Below are 16611 nucleotides of genomic sequence, written 5' to 3'. Positions count from 1 at the left end.
AAGCATGACCCGCTTGACGGCTAGCGCCGTCGGAGACCCTTGCAATGCCTGACCAAGATGTACGCTTGCAACACCTGAAAGTTTGGCTCGATGAACAGCTGGCAATCCTCTTTGCAGATCAGGGTTGGGGCGCTGTGCCCCCGGCCACGTTGACTGCGGCCAGCAGCGACGCGAGTTTCCGCCGTTACTTCCGTTGGGAAGGCGAGGGCAAAAGCTTTGTCGTCATGGACGCTCCGCCACCCCAGGAAAACTGCAAACCGTTCGTGGATATCGCTTTTTTGCTGGCGAAATCCGGAATAAATGTGCCGAAAATTTACGCAGAAGACCTCGAGCGCGGTTTTCTTTTGCTTAATGACTTGGGTAACAAGACCTATCTCGACGTGATCGATGGCGAAAATGCCGACGCATTATTCAGCGATGCCCTGCAAGCACTGCTGGCTTTTCAGCAGTTGCCGATGGTCGCGCCACTGCCGAGTTATGACGTTGCCTTGCTGCGCCGTGAGCTGGAACTGTTCCCCGAGTGGTACGTGAAACGTGAGCTCGGCGTCGAATTCGATTCGACTCAGCAACAACAGTGGCAGCAGATCAGCGATCTGTTGATCGACAGCGCCCTGGCTCAGCCGAAAGTGTTGGTGCACCGCGACTACATGCCGCGCAACCTGATGCTCAGCGAGCCGAATCCCGGTGTGCTGGATTTTCAGGACGCGGTCTACGGCCCGGTCACCTACGACGTCACCTGCCTGTTCAAGGATGCGTTCCTCAGCTGGCCTGAAGAACGTGTGCGCGGCTGGCTGGAAAATTACTGGCAGCAAGCCTCGGCATTGAATATCCCGGTGCAGTCGAACTTCGAAGACTTCCTGCGCGCGAGCGACCTGATGGGCGTGCAGCGTCACTTGAAAGTCATCGGCATCTTCGCGCGCATCTGTCACCGCGATGGCAAGCCGCGTTACCTGGCCGACGTGCCGCGCTTCTTCTCCTATATAGAAGCAGTGATCGCCCGTCGTCCGGAACTGGCCGAGTTGCAAGCGCTGTTCACCAGCCTGCGGGGTGGAGCCACAGCATGAAGGCAATGATTCTGGCGGCAGGCAAAGGCGAGCGCATGCGCCCGCTGACCCTGACCACTCCTAAACCGCTGGTGCGCGCCGGCGGCGTGCCCTTGATCGAATACCACCTGCGCGCCCTCGCGGCCGCCGGTTTCAACGAAATCGTGATCAACCACGCCTGGCTCGGTCAGCAGATCGAGGATTACCTCGGTGACGGTTCGCAATTCGGTCTGAGCATCCAGTACTCGCCGGAAGGTGAACCGCTGGAAACCGGCGGCGGGATTTTCCGCGCGCTGCCGTTGCTCGGTGACGATGCGTTTCTGGTGGTCAACGGTGATATCTGGACGGATTACGACTTCAGCGTGCTGCACCAGCCGATCAACGGTCTGGCGCATCTGGTGCTGGCGGACAACCCGGCGCATCACCCGACTGGAGACTTTTCTCTGGTCGATGGGCAGGTGATCGACGGCCAGGCTAATGCTGCGACTTTGACCTACAGCGGCATCGCGGTACTGCATCCGCAACTGTTCGACGGTTGCACGGACGGCGCCTTCAAACTCGCGCCGCTGCTGCGTAAAGCCATGGCCGAAGGCGAAGTCACTGGCGAACGCCTGAAAGGTCACTGGGTGGATGTCGGCACCCACGAGCGCCTCGCTGAAGCTGAAACCTTGATAGAAGCGAGTCGCTGACATGTTGTGGCCAGGGACTCTGATTGGAGCCGGAGCGGGTTTTGCGATCGCCAGCATTCCGGGGGCCATGCTTGGGGCATTGTTGGGGCAGGCGCTGGATCGGCGTCTGCACTTGCAGAGCTGGGGGCATTTGCGCGAAAAACTCGGCGGTCGACCGATGTTGCGCAACGACGAATTGTTGTTTGTGCTGCTCGGGCGTCTGGCCAAAAGTGATGGGCGCGTCACTGACGGGCATATCCAGCAGGCGCGCAACGAAATGCGTGCGCTGGAAATGAGTGATCCGGCAATGCGTCGGGCGATTGCCGCGTTCAATCGCGGCAAGTCGGGTAACGACAGTCTGCGCGGGTACCTGCGTCGACTCAGCGGCCAGCCGCATGCGGCCGAAGGTGTCTTGCGCGCCTGTTGGCGGATGGTCTGGGCCGATGGTCGCGCCGGTGTCAGCGAACGTGAATTGTTGGCGCAGTGGGGCAAGTGGCTGGGCTGGACAGTGCAGCAGGTGCAGGCGCTGGCCAGTGATTACGAGCCCGGCAAGCGGCCGATTGTCAGTGCGGCTGTGAGTTATCAGGAGGCGATGCGTTTGCTCGGGGTGTCGGCCAATAGCGAACCGGCGCAGATCAAGCGGGCGTACCGGCGGCTGTTGAGTCGGCATCACCCGGACAAGATTGCCGGCACGGGCGCGACGACGGCGCAGGTGCGTGAGGCGACCGAGCGTACGCGTGAGTTGCACAATGCCTACACATTGATTCGTGAGCGGCGGGATTTTCGTTAGCCGTTAGAGGTGTATGGCCAGTGATGGCCCCTTCGCGAGCAGGCTCGCTCCCACATTGGATCAGGGTACCCAATCCATTGTGGGAGCGGGCTTGCTCGCGAATGAGACAACTCGGTCTATCGATCAGTCGGTGTTCTGCGGATTCAACCAGCCGCGCACCCGGCGGACCAACTGTTCCTGCTCAGCCTTTTTATCCGGCAACGCCTGCAATGCCACCTGGCTAAACGCCGAAGTCTTCAACCGCTTGCTCGCCTGCATACGCTCCAGCGCCGCATTGCGATCCAGCGCCTTGTCCATGTAGAAAATATCTGCGGTCGGCAATTCCAATGTCGGTGTCAGTTCCGCCAATGCCGGTTTGGCTTTGGCCGGTGTCTGCGCATCGACCATCACAAACTTCTCCACCTGCGCAGTCTGCTTCTCGCTGAGATAACGCGCCGCCCAATAAGCCCCGGTGCCATGCCCGAGCACGACAATGCTGCGCGCGCTCTGCTGTTCGGCATAGGCAATGGCCGCGTCGATGCGGGCGAAGATGCGCTCGCCGTCAGCCTTTTCCTGTTCTTCCACAGTGTCGGCCGCAACTTGATCGGCGACCTCGGCTTCACCGCCGGCCGCCTGCTCGATCGGCTGCGCGGTGGTGGCATCCTTGCTGCCGGTTTCCGGCGCTTTCGGCGCGGCGGCGGGCTCGACGACGCGCGGTGCGATGGCATCGCTTTGCAGATCGGGCAGGGTGATACTCAGGCTGCTCCACTTGGCGTCGGGCAATTTCTGCCGCAACGGGCCGATTGCTTGCGGCCAGTCAGCGGTTTCGCCGGCGCCGGGGATGATAATCACCGCGCCCTTGGGTTCGGCGGTGTTGGCGGTTTTCCACAGGGCGAGGAAGGTGTCGCTGCCGGCCTGCAACTGTTGCTGCTCTTGCGCCGGAACCGTACGGCCGAGTGCGGCGGCTTCTTCCTGACTACGCTCAAGCAGTGGCTGGCGTTCGACGGGTTTCGCTTCGGCAGGTTTTTCCGCCGAGGCGGCAGGCGCCGGATCGGCGGCTTCGACGGAAAACGCACAAGGCAGGATCAGCGACAGGCACAATGCTGGCATTGCCAGGCGGTAGACAGAGGGCATCGGTTATTCCAGGCCAGAAATGTATCCCGGCAGCCTAATGGGTTGGTCAGAATTTGTCAGTGTATGAGACTTCAATGAAGCGATTTTGCTGCCTCTGGTTTATCGGCTGGTTGTGCTTTCCCTTGATTGCCTGGGCGGTGCCTGACTCACCGGCGCACGCTGCGCAATTGTCGGCGGGCCAGCAGCAATGGCTGGCGCAACACCATGAGCTGCGCGTCGGTCTGGTGTTGCAGGCGCCGTTTGCACAATACGACCGGCGTTTGCAGAAGCTGTCCGGAGCCAATGTCGAGTTGATGAAGTCGTTGGCCAAGGTGCTCAATGTCGAACTGAGCTGGCGCAACTTTCAAGACCTCGCGCAACTGGAAGCGGCGGTGCGCGAAGGTGAAATCGACATCGCCCCCGGCCTGATGCAAACCCCGAGCGCGCTGCGTCTCTGGCAATTTTCCGATCCGTACATGCGCGTGCCGCAACTGGTGGTCAGCGATCAAAAAGCCAGCGGCACGATCGATCTGGAAAAACTCGACAGCCAGACCCGCGTCGCCGTGCGCATGCCCAGCGCGACTGCCGATTATCTGCGCGGCAACTATCCCCATCTCAACCTGCAAGGCGTGCCGCTGGAACGTCAGGCACTGCAATTGTTGCTGAGTCAGCAGGCGTCTTACGCGGTGGTCGATGAAGCGCAACTTGGGCGATTGTCGGTAGAGCCGGAATTTGCCGAACTGGTGGTGGTTGGCGATATCGGTCTGCCGCAATTGTTGCGGGTTGCTTCGCGACGGGATTGGCCGGAACTGGCCGGCATCGTCCAAAGCGCTTTGCGCGCGATCCCGGCGAAAGATCTGGAGCGCCTGCACAATCAATGGCTGCAACCGAAATATCCGCGATTCTCGGAGTCGCCGGGCTTCTGGCAAAACCTCGCGCTGTTGTTTGCGGTTATGTTGCTCAGTTGCGTGGCCATCGTGTTCTGGCAGCGGCGCCAGCAGCACAGCCTCGAGCAACGCTTGCTTGCCGCTAGAGAAGACATAGCCTTGCGCGCCGCCAGCGAAGAAGCGCTGCGGCTGACGCAGTTTTCCATCGATCAAAGCACCGTCGGCATCCTCTGGGTCAACTGGGACAGCCATGTGCGCTACGCCAATCGCGCGGCGGAAAACATGCTCGGTTATCCCTCGGGCGGGTTGATCGAGCGGCCGTTGATCGACTTCGAACCGGGTCTGCACATGGATCGCTGGCTCAATCTCTGGAAGCGTGCGCGAGCGAGCGAGGAAGGGCCGTTGAGTTTTGAAACCAGTTGCGTGCGTGCCGACGGCAGTATTTTGCCAGCGGATGTGTCGCTGAGTTTTCTGCGTTTTCGCGACAGCGAATACCTGGTGGTCTACCTCACCGACGTCACCGACCGCCGTCGCGCACTGGCCGCGTTGCAGGAAAGTGAGGCGCGGCTGCAAGGCATCGCCGCCAACGTGCCGGGATTGGTGTTCCGGCTGGAGCGCGCGCCGGTGACCGGGCAGATCGACTTTGCCTACATCAGCGAGGGTAGCGAAAGTCTGGTTGGCTACGCGCCGGCCGCCATCGCCCATCGCGACATGGGCCTGCGCAGTCTGGTGCACCCGGACGACAAGGCCAGTTATCACCGCACCCAGGATCAAGCGCTGGACACCGACAGCGACTGGTCGTGGCAGGGCAGAATTGTTACGCGACAGGGCCAGCAGCGCTGGGCCGAAATCAAGGCGATCACCCGGCAACTGGAGGATGGCGCGTACGTCTGGGACGGCATCGTCTGGGACATCACCGAGAGCAAACGCATCGAACTGGAACTGGCCGATTCTCGTGAACAGCTGCGCGAACTGTCGGCGCACCTTGAAAGCGTGCGCGAAGAAGAGAAGGCGCGCATTGCCCGCGAAGTGCACGATGAATTGGGGCAGATGCTCACGGTGCTGAAACTGGAGACATCGATGTGCGAATTGGCCTACGCGCAACTCGACCCCGGTTTGAACGAACGGCTCAACAGCATGAAGCGCCTGATCGCCCAGTTGTTCCAATTGGTGCGCGATGTGGCGACGGCGCTGCGGCCACCGATTCTTGATGCCGGGATCGCCTCGGCAATTGAATGGCAGGCGCGGCGATTTGAAGCGCGGACGCAGATTCCCTGTCTGGTGCAGGTGCCGGAGAATCTGCCGGCGCTGAGTGATGCCAAGGCGATCGGGTTGTTCCGGATTTTGCAGGAAGCGCTGACCAACGTGATGCGTCATGCTCAGGCGCATACTGTGGAACTGACGCTGGCGCTGGAGGGCGATGAGTTGTGCCTGACAGTCGCCGATGATGGCGTAGGATTTGTCGCCGCTACCGGTAGGCCGACTTCGTTTGGTTTGGTCGGCATGCGCGAGCGGGTGCTGATCATGGGTGGGCGGTTGGTGCTGGAAAGTGAACCGGGGGAGGGTACTAGTCTTAAAGTGTGGGTGCCGCTGGATCGCTAAAAGATCGCAGCCTTCGGCAGCTCCTACAGGGGGAGTGCGATCAATGTAGGAGCTGCCGCAGGCTGCGATCTTTTGCCCTTAAAAACAACAACCGAGGAGAGTGCAAGTGATCCGTGTACTGGTAGCCGAAGACCACACCATCGTCCGTGAGGGCATCAAGCAATTGATCGGCCTGGCCAAGGATCTGCAAGTGGTGGGCGAGGCGAGTAATGGCGAACAACTGCTGGAAACCCTGCGCCATGTGCCGTGCGAAGTGGTGCTGCTCGACATCTCCATGCCCGGGGTCAACGGCCTCGAAGCGATCCCACGGATTCGTGCACTGAACAATCCGCCGGCGATTCTGGTGCTGTCGATGCACGACGAAGCGCAAATGGCTGCTCGCGCGCTGAAGGTCGGCGCGGCTGGCTACGCAACCAAGGACAGCGATCCGGCGCTGTTGCTCACGGCGATCCGCAAGGTCGCGGCGGGTGGGCGTTATATCGACCCGGATCTGGCGGATCGTATGGTTTTTGAAGTCGGCCTGACCGATGCGCGGCCGCTGCATTCGTTGCTGTCCGAGCGTGAGTTTTCAGTGTTCGAGCGCCTGGCCCAAGGCGCCAACGTCAACGACATTGCCCAGCAACTGGCGCTGAGCAGCAAAACCATCAGCACTCACAAGGCGCGGCTGATGCAAAAGCTCAACATCACCTCGCTGGCCGAACTGGTCAAATACGCGATGGAACACAAACTCCTCTGATCAGCACTGTTCCCCTGTGGGAGCGAGCCTGCTCGCGAAAGTGGTGTATCAGTCACTGAATAAGCTGAATGACCCACCGCATTCGCGAGCAGGCTCGCTCCCACAAGGGATCTGCTTTGGATCCTGATTGTGCGCATATCCCTAAGCGACACGCGTTTTTGCCTTTGCTTGCGGCTCGCAGCTTGTCCCTTGCCACTGCCGTATCCGTTAGCGCCATCCTTGTAGGGCAATCCCTACCCCCAACCTTCCATCCGGCTGAGGCGATTCTCTCCTGCGCCCCGATTTGCGTGCCTGTCAGCAACCACTAGGCTTAATCCACAAGCAGTCATCAACAACAAAGGTGTGGGTATGAGCCAGGTCGATTCAAACGCAGGGGCCAGTGATGTGCTGGTCAGCTTTCGTGGAGTGCAGAAGAGCTACGACGGCGAGAACCTGATCGTCAAAGACCTCAACCTGGACATTCGCAAAGGCGAATTCCTCACCCTGCTCGGGCCATCCGGTTCCGGGAAAACCACCAGCCTGATGATGCTCGCCGGTTTCGAAACGCCGACTGCCGGCGAGATTCTGCTGGCCGGGCGTTCGATCAATAACGTGCCGCCGCACAAACGCGACATCGGCATGGTCTTTCAGAATTACGCGCTGTTCCCGCACATGACCGTCGCCGAAAACCTCGCCTTCCCGCTGAGCGTGCGCGGCCTGAACAAGAGCGACGTCAACGACAAGGTCAAGAAAGTCCTGAGCATGGTGCAGCTTGATGCATTCGCCTCGCGCTACCCGGCGCAGTTGTCCGGTGGTCAGCAGCAACGTGTGGCATTGGCTCGCGCGCTGGTGTTCGAACCGCAACTGGTGTTGATGGACGAACCCCTCGGCGCCCTCGACAAACAACTGCGCGAACACATGCAGATGGAAATCAAACACCTGCACCAGCGCCTCGGCGTGACCGTGGTCTACGTGACCCACGATCAGGGTGAAGCGCTGACCATGTCTGACCGCGTCGCGGTCTTTCATCAGGGCGAAATCCAGCAGATTGCTCCGCCGCGCAGCCTCTACGAAGAACCGAAAAACACCTTCGTCGCTAATTTCATCGGTGAGAACAACCGCCTCAACGGCCGTCTGCTCAGCCAGAGCGGCGAGCGTTGCGTGGTCGAGTTGGGCCGTGGCGAAAAGGTCGAGGCACTGGCGGTCAACGTCGGCAAAACCGGCGAACCGGTGACCCTGTCAATCCGTCCGGAGCGCGTCAGCCTCAACGGGTCGAGCGATCAATGCGTTAACCGCTTCTCAGGGAGGGTGGCGGAATTCATCTATCTGGGCGACCACGTCCGGGTGCGCCTGGAAGTCTGCGGCAAGACCGACTTCTTCGTGAAACAACCGATTGCCGAGCTCGATCCCGCGCTCGCCGTCGGTGACGTGGTACCGCTTGGCTGGCAGGTCGAGCACGTTCGCGCGCTTGATCCACTTCTAGAGGCGCATTAATCGCCCCGGCAATACCAACACCAACCCTGCACGTGGAGAGAACAATAAATGTTGAGATCCCTGAAGTTCACCGCCCTGACCCTGGGCCTGATGGGTGCGGCCAGCGCAATGGCCGCTGGCCCGGATTTGACCGTGGTGTCGTTTGGCGGGGCGAACAAGGCGGCGCAAGTCAAAGCCTTCTATGCACCGTGGGAAGCAGCGGGCAACGGCAAGATCGTCGCTGGCGAGTACAACGGCGAAATGGCCAAGGTCAAAGCCATGGTCGACACCAAGAGCGTGTCGTGGGACCTGGTCGAAGTTGAATCGCCAGAACTGTCCCGTGGTTGCGATGAAGACATGTTCGAACAACTCGACCCGGCGCTGTTCGGCAAATCCGAAGACTACGTTAAAGGCGCGATTCAGCCGTGCGGCGTAGGTTTCTTTGTGTGGTCGACCGTGCTGGCTTACAACGCCGACAAGCTGAAAACCGCGCCGACCAGCTGGGCGGATTTCTGGGACACCAAGCAGTTCCCGGGCAAACGTGGCCTGCGTAAAGGCGCCAAATACACCCTCGAATTCGCCTTGATGGCCGATGGCGTGGCGCCGAAAGACGTCTACAAAGTGCTGGCGAGCAAGGATGGTCAGGATCGCGCGTTCAAGAAGCTTGATGAGCTGAAGCCGAGCATCCAGTGGTGGGAAGCCGGTGCGCAACCGCCGCAGTACCTCGCTTCCGGTGACGTGGTGATGAGCTCGGCTTACAACGGTCGCATCGCTGCCGTGCAGAAAGAATCCAACCTGAAAGTGGTGTGGAACGGCGGCATCTACGACTTCGACGCCTGGGCCATCCCGAAAGGTCTGGACGCCAAGCGTGCCGAAGCGGCGAAGAAGTTCATCGCTTACTCGGTACAACCGCAGCAGCAGAAGACCTACTCGGAAAACATCGCCTACGGCCCGGCCAACACCCAGGCCGTGCCGCTGCTGGCCAAGGACGTCCTGAAAGACATGCCGACCACCCCGGAAAACATCGCCAACCAGGTGCAGATCGACGTCAGCTTCTGGGCTGACAACGGCGAGCAACTGGAGCAGCGCTTCAACTCCTGGGCTGCGAAATAAGCACGTCACACGGGCCGACGGTGTACCAGATGATCGTTCCCACGCTCTGCGTGGGAATGCCGCCCGGGACGCTCCGCGTCCTCGTGTGACGCAGAGCGTCACTGGATGCGTGCCCACGCAGAGCGTGGGAACGATCAGTAGCTAAAGTTCGAGGTGGTTCACCACCTCTGTAACGATCAAAGATTTGCGGAGTACGTCATGGCCATCGCCGTTCCCCTGAACGAGGGCAACAGCCCCACCTTGAAGCAGAAGCTCAAGCGCGCCGAGCGGGTCAACCGCTGGAAGGCTCAAGCGCTGATTGCGCCGTTGGTGCTGTTTCTGTTGCTGGTGTTTCTGGTGCCGATCGTGGCGCTGCTCTACAAAAGCGTCGGCAACCCCGAAGTGGTCGGCGGCATGCCGCGCACCGTGGCGGCCATCGCCAGTTGGGACGGCCGCGGCCTGCCCGCTGAACCGGTCTACAAAGCCGCCAGCGAAGACCTCGCCGAAGCGCGCAAAAACCAGACGCTGGGCGATCTGTCCAAGCGCTTGAACATGGAGTTGGCCGGCTATCGCAGCCTGCTGACCAAAACCGCCCGGGCGCTGCCTTTCGCCAGCGAACCGGCCTCTTATAAAGAAGCGCTGGAAGCACTCGACGAACGTTGGGGCGACCCGGCTTACTGGCAAGCGGTGAAACGCAACACCAGCAGCATCACGCCTTATTACTTGCTGGCGTCCGTCGATCACCGCATCGACGACCTCGGCGAAATCGCCCCGGCCACCCCGGATCAGGCGATCTACCTCGACATTTTCGCCCGCACGTTCTGGATGGGCCTGGTGATTACCGTGATCTGCCTGCTGCTCGCCTATCCACTGGCCTACCTGCTGGCGAACCTGCCATCGCGGCAAAGCAATCTGCTGATGATTCTGGTGCTGCTGCCGTTCTGGACCTCGATTCTGGTGCGCGTTGCTGCGTGGATCGTGCTGCTGCAATCCGGCGGGCTGATCAACAGCGGGCTGATGGCCATGGGCATCATCGATAAACCGCTGGAACTGGTGTTCAACCGCACCGGCGTGTACATCTCGATGGTGCACATCCTGCTGCCGTTCATGATCCTGCCGATCTACAGCGTGATGAAAGGCATATCGCCAACCTACATGCGCGCGGCGATTTCCCTCGGCTGCCACCCGTTCGCCAGTTTCTGGCGGGTGTACTTCCCGCAGACCTACGCCGGTGTCGGCGCCGGGTGCCTGTTGGTGTTCATTCTCGCCATCGGCTACTACATCACCCCGGCGCTGCTCGGCAGCCCCAACGATCAAATGGTCAGCTACTTCGTCGCCTTCTACACCAACACCAGCATCAACTGGGGCATGGCCACCGCACTCGGCGGGTTGTTGCTGTTGGCGACCGTGGTGCTTTATCTGATTTATAGCTGGCTGGTCGGCGCCAGTCGCCTGCGCCTGAGCTAAGGGGAATTCGAGATGCTGAGTCCTTACATGTCGCCCATTGAACGGGTGTGGTTCTACAGCCTGCGGATCCTCTGCGGCCTGATTCTGTTGTTCCTGATTCTGCCGGTGCTGGTGATTATTCCGCTGTCGTTCAACTCGGGCAGTTTTCTGGTCTATCCGCTGCAGGGTTTCTCGCTGCAGTGGTACCACGACTTCTTCGCCTCGGCGGAATGGATGCGTGCGCTGAAGAACAGCATCATCGTTGCCCCGGCGGCGACGGTGCTGGCGATGATCTTCGGTACGCTGGCGGCGATTGGCCTGACTCGCGGTGACTTCCCCGGTAAAGCGCTGGTAATGGCGCTGGTGATTTCGCCGATGGTGGTGCCGGTGGTGATCATTGGTGTGGCGAGTTATCTGTTCTTTGCGCCGTTGGGGTTGGGTAACAGCTTTTTCTCATTGATCGTCGTGCATGCGGTGTTGGGTGTGCCGTTTGTGATCATCACGGTGTCGGCGACGTTGCAGGGCTTTAACCACAACCTGGTGCGGGCTGCCGCAAGTCTCGGTGCTTCACCGCTGACCGCGTTTCGTCGGGTGACCTTGCCATTGATTGCGCCGGGGGTGATCTCCGGTGCGCTGTTTGCCTTTGCGACGTCGTTTGATGAGGTGGTGGTGACGTTGTTTCTCGCGGGGCCTGAGCAGGCGACGTTGCCTCGGCAGATGTTCAGCGGGATTCGCGAGAACCTCAGCCCGACTATTGCGGCTGCTGCGACGTTGCTGATTGCGTTCTCGGTCATCCTGCTGCTGACCCTGGAATGGCTACGCGGCCGCAGCGAAAAACTGCGCACTGCTCAGGTCTAAATCCGCACGCGGTCAAAAATGTGGGAGCGGGCTTGCTCGCGAATACGGAGTGTCAGTCAACATTTTCACCGACTGGCACACCGCATTCGCGAGCAAGCCCGCTCCCACAATGGATGGTGTTGCTCTCGGGTTGGTCATTCACCACCTGAATAGCAGACAACCCCAAATCCCCAGCTAATCTTGTGCCCAGCTCCCACACCTATAAGAGGCTGCGCACGATGAGTCTGTCCCAGTTCAAAATCGCTCACAAACTGATCACCGGCGCCGCCGCCATCGAGCAATTGGCCGCCGAACTCACGCGCCTCGACATCGACAACCCGCTGATCGTCACCGACGCTGCGCTGGTCAAATCCGGCACCGTCGAGTTGGCGCTGTGCCAATTGGGTGGGCGCGAGTACGAGATTTTCGACCGCGTGCTGCCCGACCCGGAAATCGCCATCGTCGAAGACTGCATGCGCGTGTACCGCGAGGGCGGGCATGACGGCTTGATCGGCCTCGGTGGCGGCAGTGCCATCGACATCGCCAAAAGCGTCGCCGCGTACGCCGGTTACCACGGTGCGCTGGAAGATCTGTTCGGCGTCGATCAGGTGCCGCGCAAAGGCCCGCCGCTGATCGCCATCCCGACTACCGCCGGCACCGGCTCCGAAGTCACCAACGTCGCCATCCTTTCCGACAAAGTCGCGCAACTGAAGAAAGGCATCGTCAGCGACTATCTTTTGCCGGACGTCGCATTGGTCAGCCCGCAAATGACCCTGACCTGCCCACGCAGCGTGACCGCCGCCAGTGGCGTCGACGCATTGGTGCACGCCATCGAATCCTATCTGTCGGTGAATGCCTCACCGATCACCGACGCGCTGGCCATTGGCGCAATCAAGCTGATCGCCAAAGCCTTGCCCAAGGCCTACGCCAACGGCGCCAACCTGCAAGCGCGCGAAGACATGGCCACTGCCAGCCTGATGGCCGGCATGGCGTTCGGCAATGCCGGGGTCGGTGCGGTGCATGCGCTGGCGTATCCGCTGGGCGGGCGCTTCAACATTGCCCATGGCGTCAGCAATGCCTTGCTGCTGCCGTATGTCATGACCTGGAACAAGATGGCCTGCGTGGAGCGCATGCAGGATATTGCCGAAGCCATGGGCGTGAAGACCGCTCATCTAAGTGCAGCCGAGGCGGCGGACAAAGCCGTGCAGGCGATGACCGACCTGTGCGCAGCGGTGGAAATTCCTGCCGGCCTGCGCAGTTTCGGTGTACCGGAAGAAGCGATCCCGGCCATGGCCGCAGAAGCCGCGGGCATCGAGCGCTTGATGCGCAACAACCCGCGCAAACTCAGCGCCGTCGATATCGAGAAGATTTACCGAGCGGCGTACTGATCATCGCGGTCACGGTGCGCGCGCTCAAGCATGAGGCTACAATGCGCGCCATCGTGATTTAGCTCAGAAAAGGTGCGTCATGCAGCCCTTCGTAATTGCTCCGTCGATTCTCTCCGCCGACTTCGCCCGCCTCGGTGAGGAAGTGGACAACGTTCTCGCCGCTGGCGCCGACTTCGTTCACTTCGACGTCATGGACAATCACTACGTACCCAACCTGACCATCGGCCCGATGGTTTGCGCGGCATTGCGCAAGTACGGCGTCACCGCGCCGATTGACGCGCACCTGATGGTCAGCCCGGTGGATCGCATCGTCGGCGACTTCATCGAAGCCGGCGCGACCTATATCACCTTCCACCCGGAAGCCACGCTGCACGTTGATCGCTCGTTGCAGCTGATCCGTGAAGGCGGCTGCAAATCCGGTCTGGTGTTCAACCCGGCGACCCCGCTGGACGTACTCAAGTACGTGATCGACAAGGTCGACATGGTCTTGCTGATGAGCGTCAACCCGGGTTTCGGCGGGCAGAAGTTCATTCCCGGCACCCTCGACAAACTGCGCGAAGCGCGGGCGATCATCGATGCTTCGGGCCGTGACATCCGTCTGGAAATCGACGGCGGCGTCAACGTCAACAACATCCGTGAAATCGCCGCGGCTGGCGCCGACACCTTTGTCGCTGGCTCGGCAATCTTCAACGCGCCGAACTACCAGGAAGTCATCGACAAGATGCGTTCCGAACTGGCGCTGGCGCGCCCATGAGCGGGTTTGAGCAGCTGTTCCCGGGCAAACTGCCACGGCTGGTGATGTTCGATCTGGATGGCACGCTGATCGATTCGGTTCCAGACCTGGCAGCGGCGGTGGACACCATGCTGCTCTCCCTCGGCCGCCAGCCAGCGGGCATCGAAGCGGTGCGCGAATGGGTCGGCAACGGCGCGCCAGTTCTGGTGCGTCGGGCGCTGGCCGGTGGCATTGATCATTCGGCGGTGGATGACGTCGAGGCCGAGCATGCGCTGGAAGTGTTCATGGAGGCTTATGGCGCCAGCCATGAGCTGACCGTGGTCTATCCGGGCGTACGCGACACTCTCAAATGGCTGCACAAGCAAGGCGTGGCCATGGCGCTGATCACCAACAAGCCGGAGCGCTTCGTCGCGCCGCTGCTGGATCAGATGAAGATCGGCCGCTACTTCAAGTGGATCATCGGCGGCGATACCTTGCCGCAGAAGAAGCCTGATCCGGCGGCGCTGTTCTTCGTGATGAAAATGGCCAACATCCCGGCCTCGCAATCGTTGTTCGTCGGCGACTCGCGCAGCGATGTGCTGGCGGCGAAAGCGGCGGGGGTCAAATGCGTTGCGTTGAGTTACGGCTACAACCATGGCCGGCCGATTGCCGAAGAATCGCCCGCCTTGGTGATCGACGATCTGCGCAAGTTAATTCCCGGTTGCCTCGTTACGGCCGCTGAGATAACGTTGCCCGACGCTTCTCACTCCCATTCTGGAAACGCCATCGTGGTGGTCACTCGCAAACTCTGGATGAAAGTCATCAAGGCCCTGGCCCGCTGGCGTTGGCGCGCCTGACTTGTTCCTGGCCGGCCTGCCGGCGCGTTTGCATACCTGACTGATTTGCCCCTCACACCACGAGGCACCTTATGATCCGCGAAGAATTCCTGCGCTTGGCCGCTGACGGCTACAACCGCATTCCGTTGGCCTGCGAAACCCTGGCCGACTTCGACACGCCGCTGTCGATCTACCTCAAACTGGCCGACCAGCCCAACTCCTACCTGCTCGAGTCGGTGCAGGGCGGTGAAAAGTGGGGCCGTTACTCGATCATCGGTCTGCCATGCCGCACGGTCATGCGCGTTCACGACCATCACGTCAGCATCACCGTTGATGGCGTTGAGACCGAAAGCCACGACGTTGAAGACCCGCTGGCTTTCGTCGAAACCTTCAAGGCGCGCTACAACGTGCCGACTATCGCCGGTCTGCCGCGCTTCAATGGTGGTCTGGTCGGTTACTTCGGTTACGACTGCGTGCGTTATGTCGAGAAGCGCTTGGGCAAGTGCCCGAATCCGGATCCGCTGGGCGTGCCGGACATTCTGCTGATGGTGTCCGACGCCGTCGTGGTGTTCGACAACCTTGCCGGCAAGATGCACGCGATCGTGCTGGCTGACCCTTCGCAGGAAGATGCCTTCGAACAAGGTCAGGCGCGTTTGCAGGAATTGCTCGAGCAACTGCGTCAACCAATCACCCCGCGCCGTGGTCTGGACTTCAGCAAGCAGCAAGCGGCTGATCCGGTGTTCCGTTCGAGTTTCACTCAGGACGATTACGAAAAAGCCGTCGACACCATCAAGGAATACATCCTCGCCGGTGACTGCATGCAGGTCGTGCCGTCGCAGCGCATGTCGATCGACTTCAAGGCTGCGCCAATCGATCTGTACCGCGCGCTGCGTTGCTTCAACCCGACGCCGTACATGTACTTCTTCAACTTCGGCGACTTCCACGTCGTCGGCAGTTCGCCGGAAGTGCTGGTGCGCGTTGAAGACAACCTGATCACCGTGCGCCCGATCGCCGGCACTCGCCCACGTGGCGCGACCGAAGAAGCCGATCTGGCGCTGGAAGAAGACCTGCTGTCGGACGACAAAGAGATCGCCGAGCACTTGATGCTCATCGATTTGGGCCGTAATGATACGGGGCGTGTTTCGGAGATTGGTTCGGTGAAGCTCACCGAGAAGATGGTTATCGAGCGTTATTCCAACGTGATGCACATCGTTTCCAACGTCACAGGCCAGTTGAAAGAAGGGCTGACGGCGATGGACGCACTGCGGGCAATTCTGCCGGCGGGCACCTTGTCCGGCGCTCCGAAGATTCGTGCGATGGAAATCATCGACGAACTGGAACCGGTCAAGCGTGGTGTGTATGGCGGTGCGGTCGGTTACTTCGCCTGGAACGGCAACATGGACACCGCGATTGCCATCCGCACCGCAGTGATCAAAAACGGCGAACTGCATGTGCAGGCCGGCGGCGGCATCGTCGCCGACTCGGTGCCGGCCCTTGAATGGGAAGAAACCCTGAACAAACGCCGCGCGATGTTCCGCGCCGTGGCCCTGGCCGAACAAACCCCTGACTGATCGCAGATCCCTTATGGGAGAGGCCTTGTGTGGTAAGGGGATTTATCTGTGGTGTGGAGATTCATTGTGGTGAGGGGATTTATCCCCGTTCGGCTGCGCAGCAGTCGTAAAACCATTACATGCGGTTTGCCTGATACACCGCGGTGTTTGGTTTAGGGGCTGCTTCGCACCCCAACGGGGATAAATCCCCTCGCCACAGGTAAATATCCTCCAGAAAATACCAGGCATAAAAAAGCCCTGTACCTAGAATGGGAAGAAACCCTGAACAAACGCCGCGCCATGTTCCGCGCCGTTGCCCTGGCCGAACAACCCCCTGACTGATCGCAGGTCCCTTATGGGAGAGGCCATGTGGTAAGGGGGATGTATCTGTGGTGTGGAGATTCATTGTGGTGAGGGGATTTATCCCCGTTCGGCTGCGCAGCAGTCGTAAAACCATTACATGCGGTTTGCCTGATACAC

14 protein-coding genes and 1 pseudogene are annotated in these 16611 nt (G+C 60.4%); 14 read left to right on the top strand and 1 reads right to left on the bottom strand.

Annotated features, from left to right (window positions below; genetic code table 11):
• The first annotated feature begins 44 nt into the window (after positions 1-44).
• Genes ACIP1X_RS22150 through ACIP1X_RS22140 form a run of 3 tightly spaced genes read left to right on the top strand, consistent with a single transcriptional unit; the run spans position 45 to position 2501 of the window.
• Positions 45-1064 (top strand): aminoglycoside phosphotransferase family protein, encoded by a 1020-nt coding sequence (locus ACIP1X_RS22150; protein ID WP_212550065.1) that lies wholly within the window; start codon positions 45-47, stop codon positions 1062-1064.
• A complete protein-coding gene (gene murU / locus ACIP1X_RS22145; RefSeq protein WP_053124390.1) occupies positions 1061-1732 on the top strand; it encodes an N-acetylmuramate alpha-1-phosphate uridylyltransferase MurU in 672 nt (223 codons plus the stop codon). Before ACIP1X_RS22150 ends, murU begins: the two co-directional genes overlap by 4 nt.
• Position 1733: 1 nt before the next feature.
• Positions 1734-2501, top strand: a complete 768-nt coding sequence (locus ACIP1X_RS22140) for a TerB family tellurite resistance protein (protein WP_053124388.1) — start codon at positions 1734-1736, stop codon at positions 2499-2501.
• 123 nt (positions 2502-2624) lie between these two features.
• On the opposite strand, the gene ACIP1X_RS22135 is transcribed toward ACIP1X_RS22140, so the two are convergent.
• Positions 2625-3614 carry an alpha/beta hydrolase family protein gene (locus ACIP1X_RS22135; protein ID WP_400755104.1) on the bottom strand — a complete coding sequence of 330 codons (990 nt, stop codon included), beginning with the start codon at positions 3612-3614 and terminating at the stop codon, positions 2625-2627.
• A gap of 74 nt (positions 3615-3688) precedes the next feature.
• On the opposite strand from ACIP1X_RS22135, the gene ACIP1X_RS22130 reads away from it, so the two are divergent.
• The 11 genes and pseudogenes from ACIP1X_RS22130 to ACIP1X_RS22080 all read left to right on the top strand — a co-directional run.
• Positions 3689-6082: a PAS domain S-box protein gene (locus tag ACIP1X_RS22130; RefSeq protein WP_400755101.1), complete on the top strand. Its 2394-nt coding sequence runs from the start codon at positions 3689-3691 to the stop codon at positions 6080-6082.
• Between the two features lie 106 nt (positions 6083-6188).
• Positions 6189-6818 (top strand): response regulator transcription factor, encoded by a 630-nt coding sequence (locus ACIP1X_RS22125; protein WP_008085218.1) that lies wholly within the window; start codon positions 6189-6191, stop codon positions 6816-6818.
• Between the two features lie 348 nt (positions 6819-7166).
• The gene (locus tag ACIP1X_RS22120) at positions 7167-8291 is read left to right on the top strand and encodes an ABC transporter ATP-binding protein (RefSeq protein ID WP_400755098.1); all 1125 of its coding nucleotides are present in this window, start codon (positions 7167-7169) and stop codon (positions 8289-8291) included.
• A 48-nt stretch (positions 8292-8339) separates the two neighbouring features.
• A complete protein-coding gene (locus ACIP1X_RS22115; RefSeq protein ID WP_159814844.1) occupies positions 8340-9383 on the top strand; it encodes an ABC transporter substrate-binding protein in 1044 nt (347 codons plus the stop codon).
• Between the two features lie 198 nt (positions 9384-9581).
• Positions 9582-10829: an ABC transporter permease gene (locus tag ACIP1X_RS22110; protein ID WP_159814843.1), complete on the top strand. Its 1248-nt coding sequence runs from the start codon at positions 9582-9584 to the stop codon at positions 10827-10829.
• Between the two features lie 12 nt (positions 10830-10841).
• A complete protein-coding gene (locus tag ACIP1X_RS22105; protein WP_008084123.1) occupies positions 10842-11666 on the top strand; it encodes an ABC transporter permease in 825 nt (274 codons plus the stop codon).
• Positions 11667-11884: 218 nt separating this feature from the next.
• Positions 11885-13033, top strand: coding sequence for an iron-containing alcohol dehydrogenase (locus ACIP1X_RS22100; protein ID WP_400755093.1), 1149 nt, complete (start codon positions 11885-11887; stop codon positions 13031-13033).
• A gap of 79 nt (positions 13034-13112) precedes the next feature.
• Complete coding sequence (gene rpe, locus ACIP1X_RS22095; RefSeq protein ID WP_007918813.1) at positions 13113-13787, top strand: ribulose-phosphate 3-epimerase; 675 nt, start codon at positions 13113-13115, stop codon at positions 13785-13787.
• Positions 13784-14602 carry a phosphoglycolate phosphatase gene (locus tag ACIP1X_RS22090; RefSeq protein WP_122594828.1) on the top strand — a complete coding sequence of 273 codons (819 nt, stop codon included), beginning with the start codon at positions 13784-13786 and terminating at the stop codon, positions 14600-14602. Before rpe ends, ACIP1X_RS22090 begins: the two co-directional genes overlap by 4 nt.
• 71 nt (positions 14603-14673) lie before the next feature.
• Complete coding sequence (gene trpE / locus ACIP1X_RS22085) at positions 14674-16152, top strand: anthranilate synthase component I (protein ID WP_400755090.1); 1479 nt, start codon at positions 14674-14676, stop codon at positions 16150-16152.
• A 243-nt stretch (positions 16153-16395) separates the two neighbouring features.
• Positions 16396-16473: pseudogene (locus ACIP1X_RS22080) on the top strand (hypothetical protein); the annotation flags it as partial.
• Positions 16474-16611 lie beyond the last annotated feature (138 nt).

Origin of the sequence: Pseudomonas sp. NPDC088885 (assembly GCF_044750025.1) — a bacterium.
In the GTDB taxonomy this organism is placed as follows: domain Bacteria; phylum Pseudomonadota; class Gammaproteobacteria; order Pseudomonadales; family Pseudomonadaceae; genus Aquipseudomonas; species Aquipseudomonas rustica.
The sequence above is the reverse complement of the archived record's forward strand: the minus strand, read 5'-3'. Positions and strand labels throughout refer to the sequence as shown.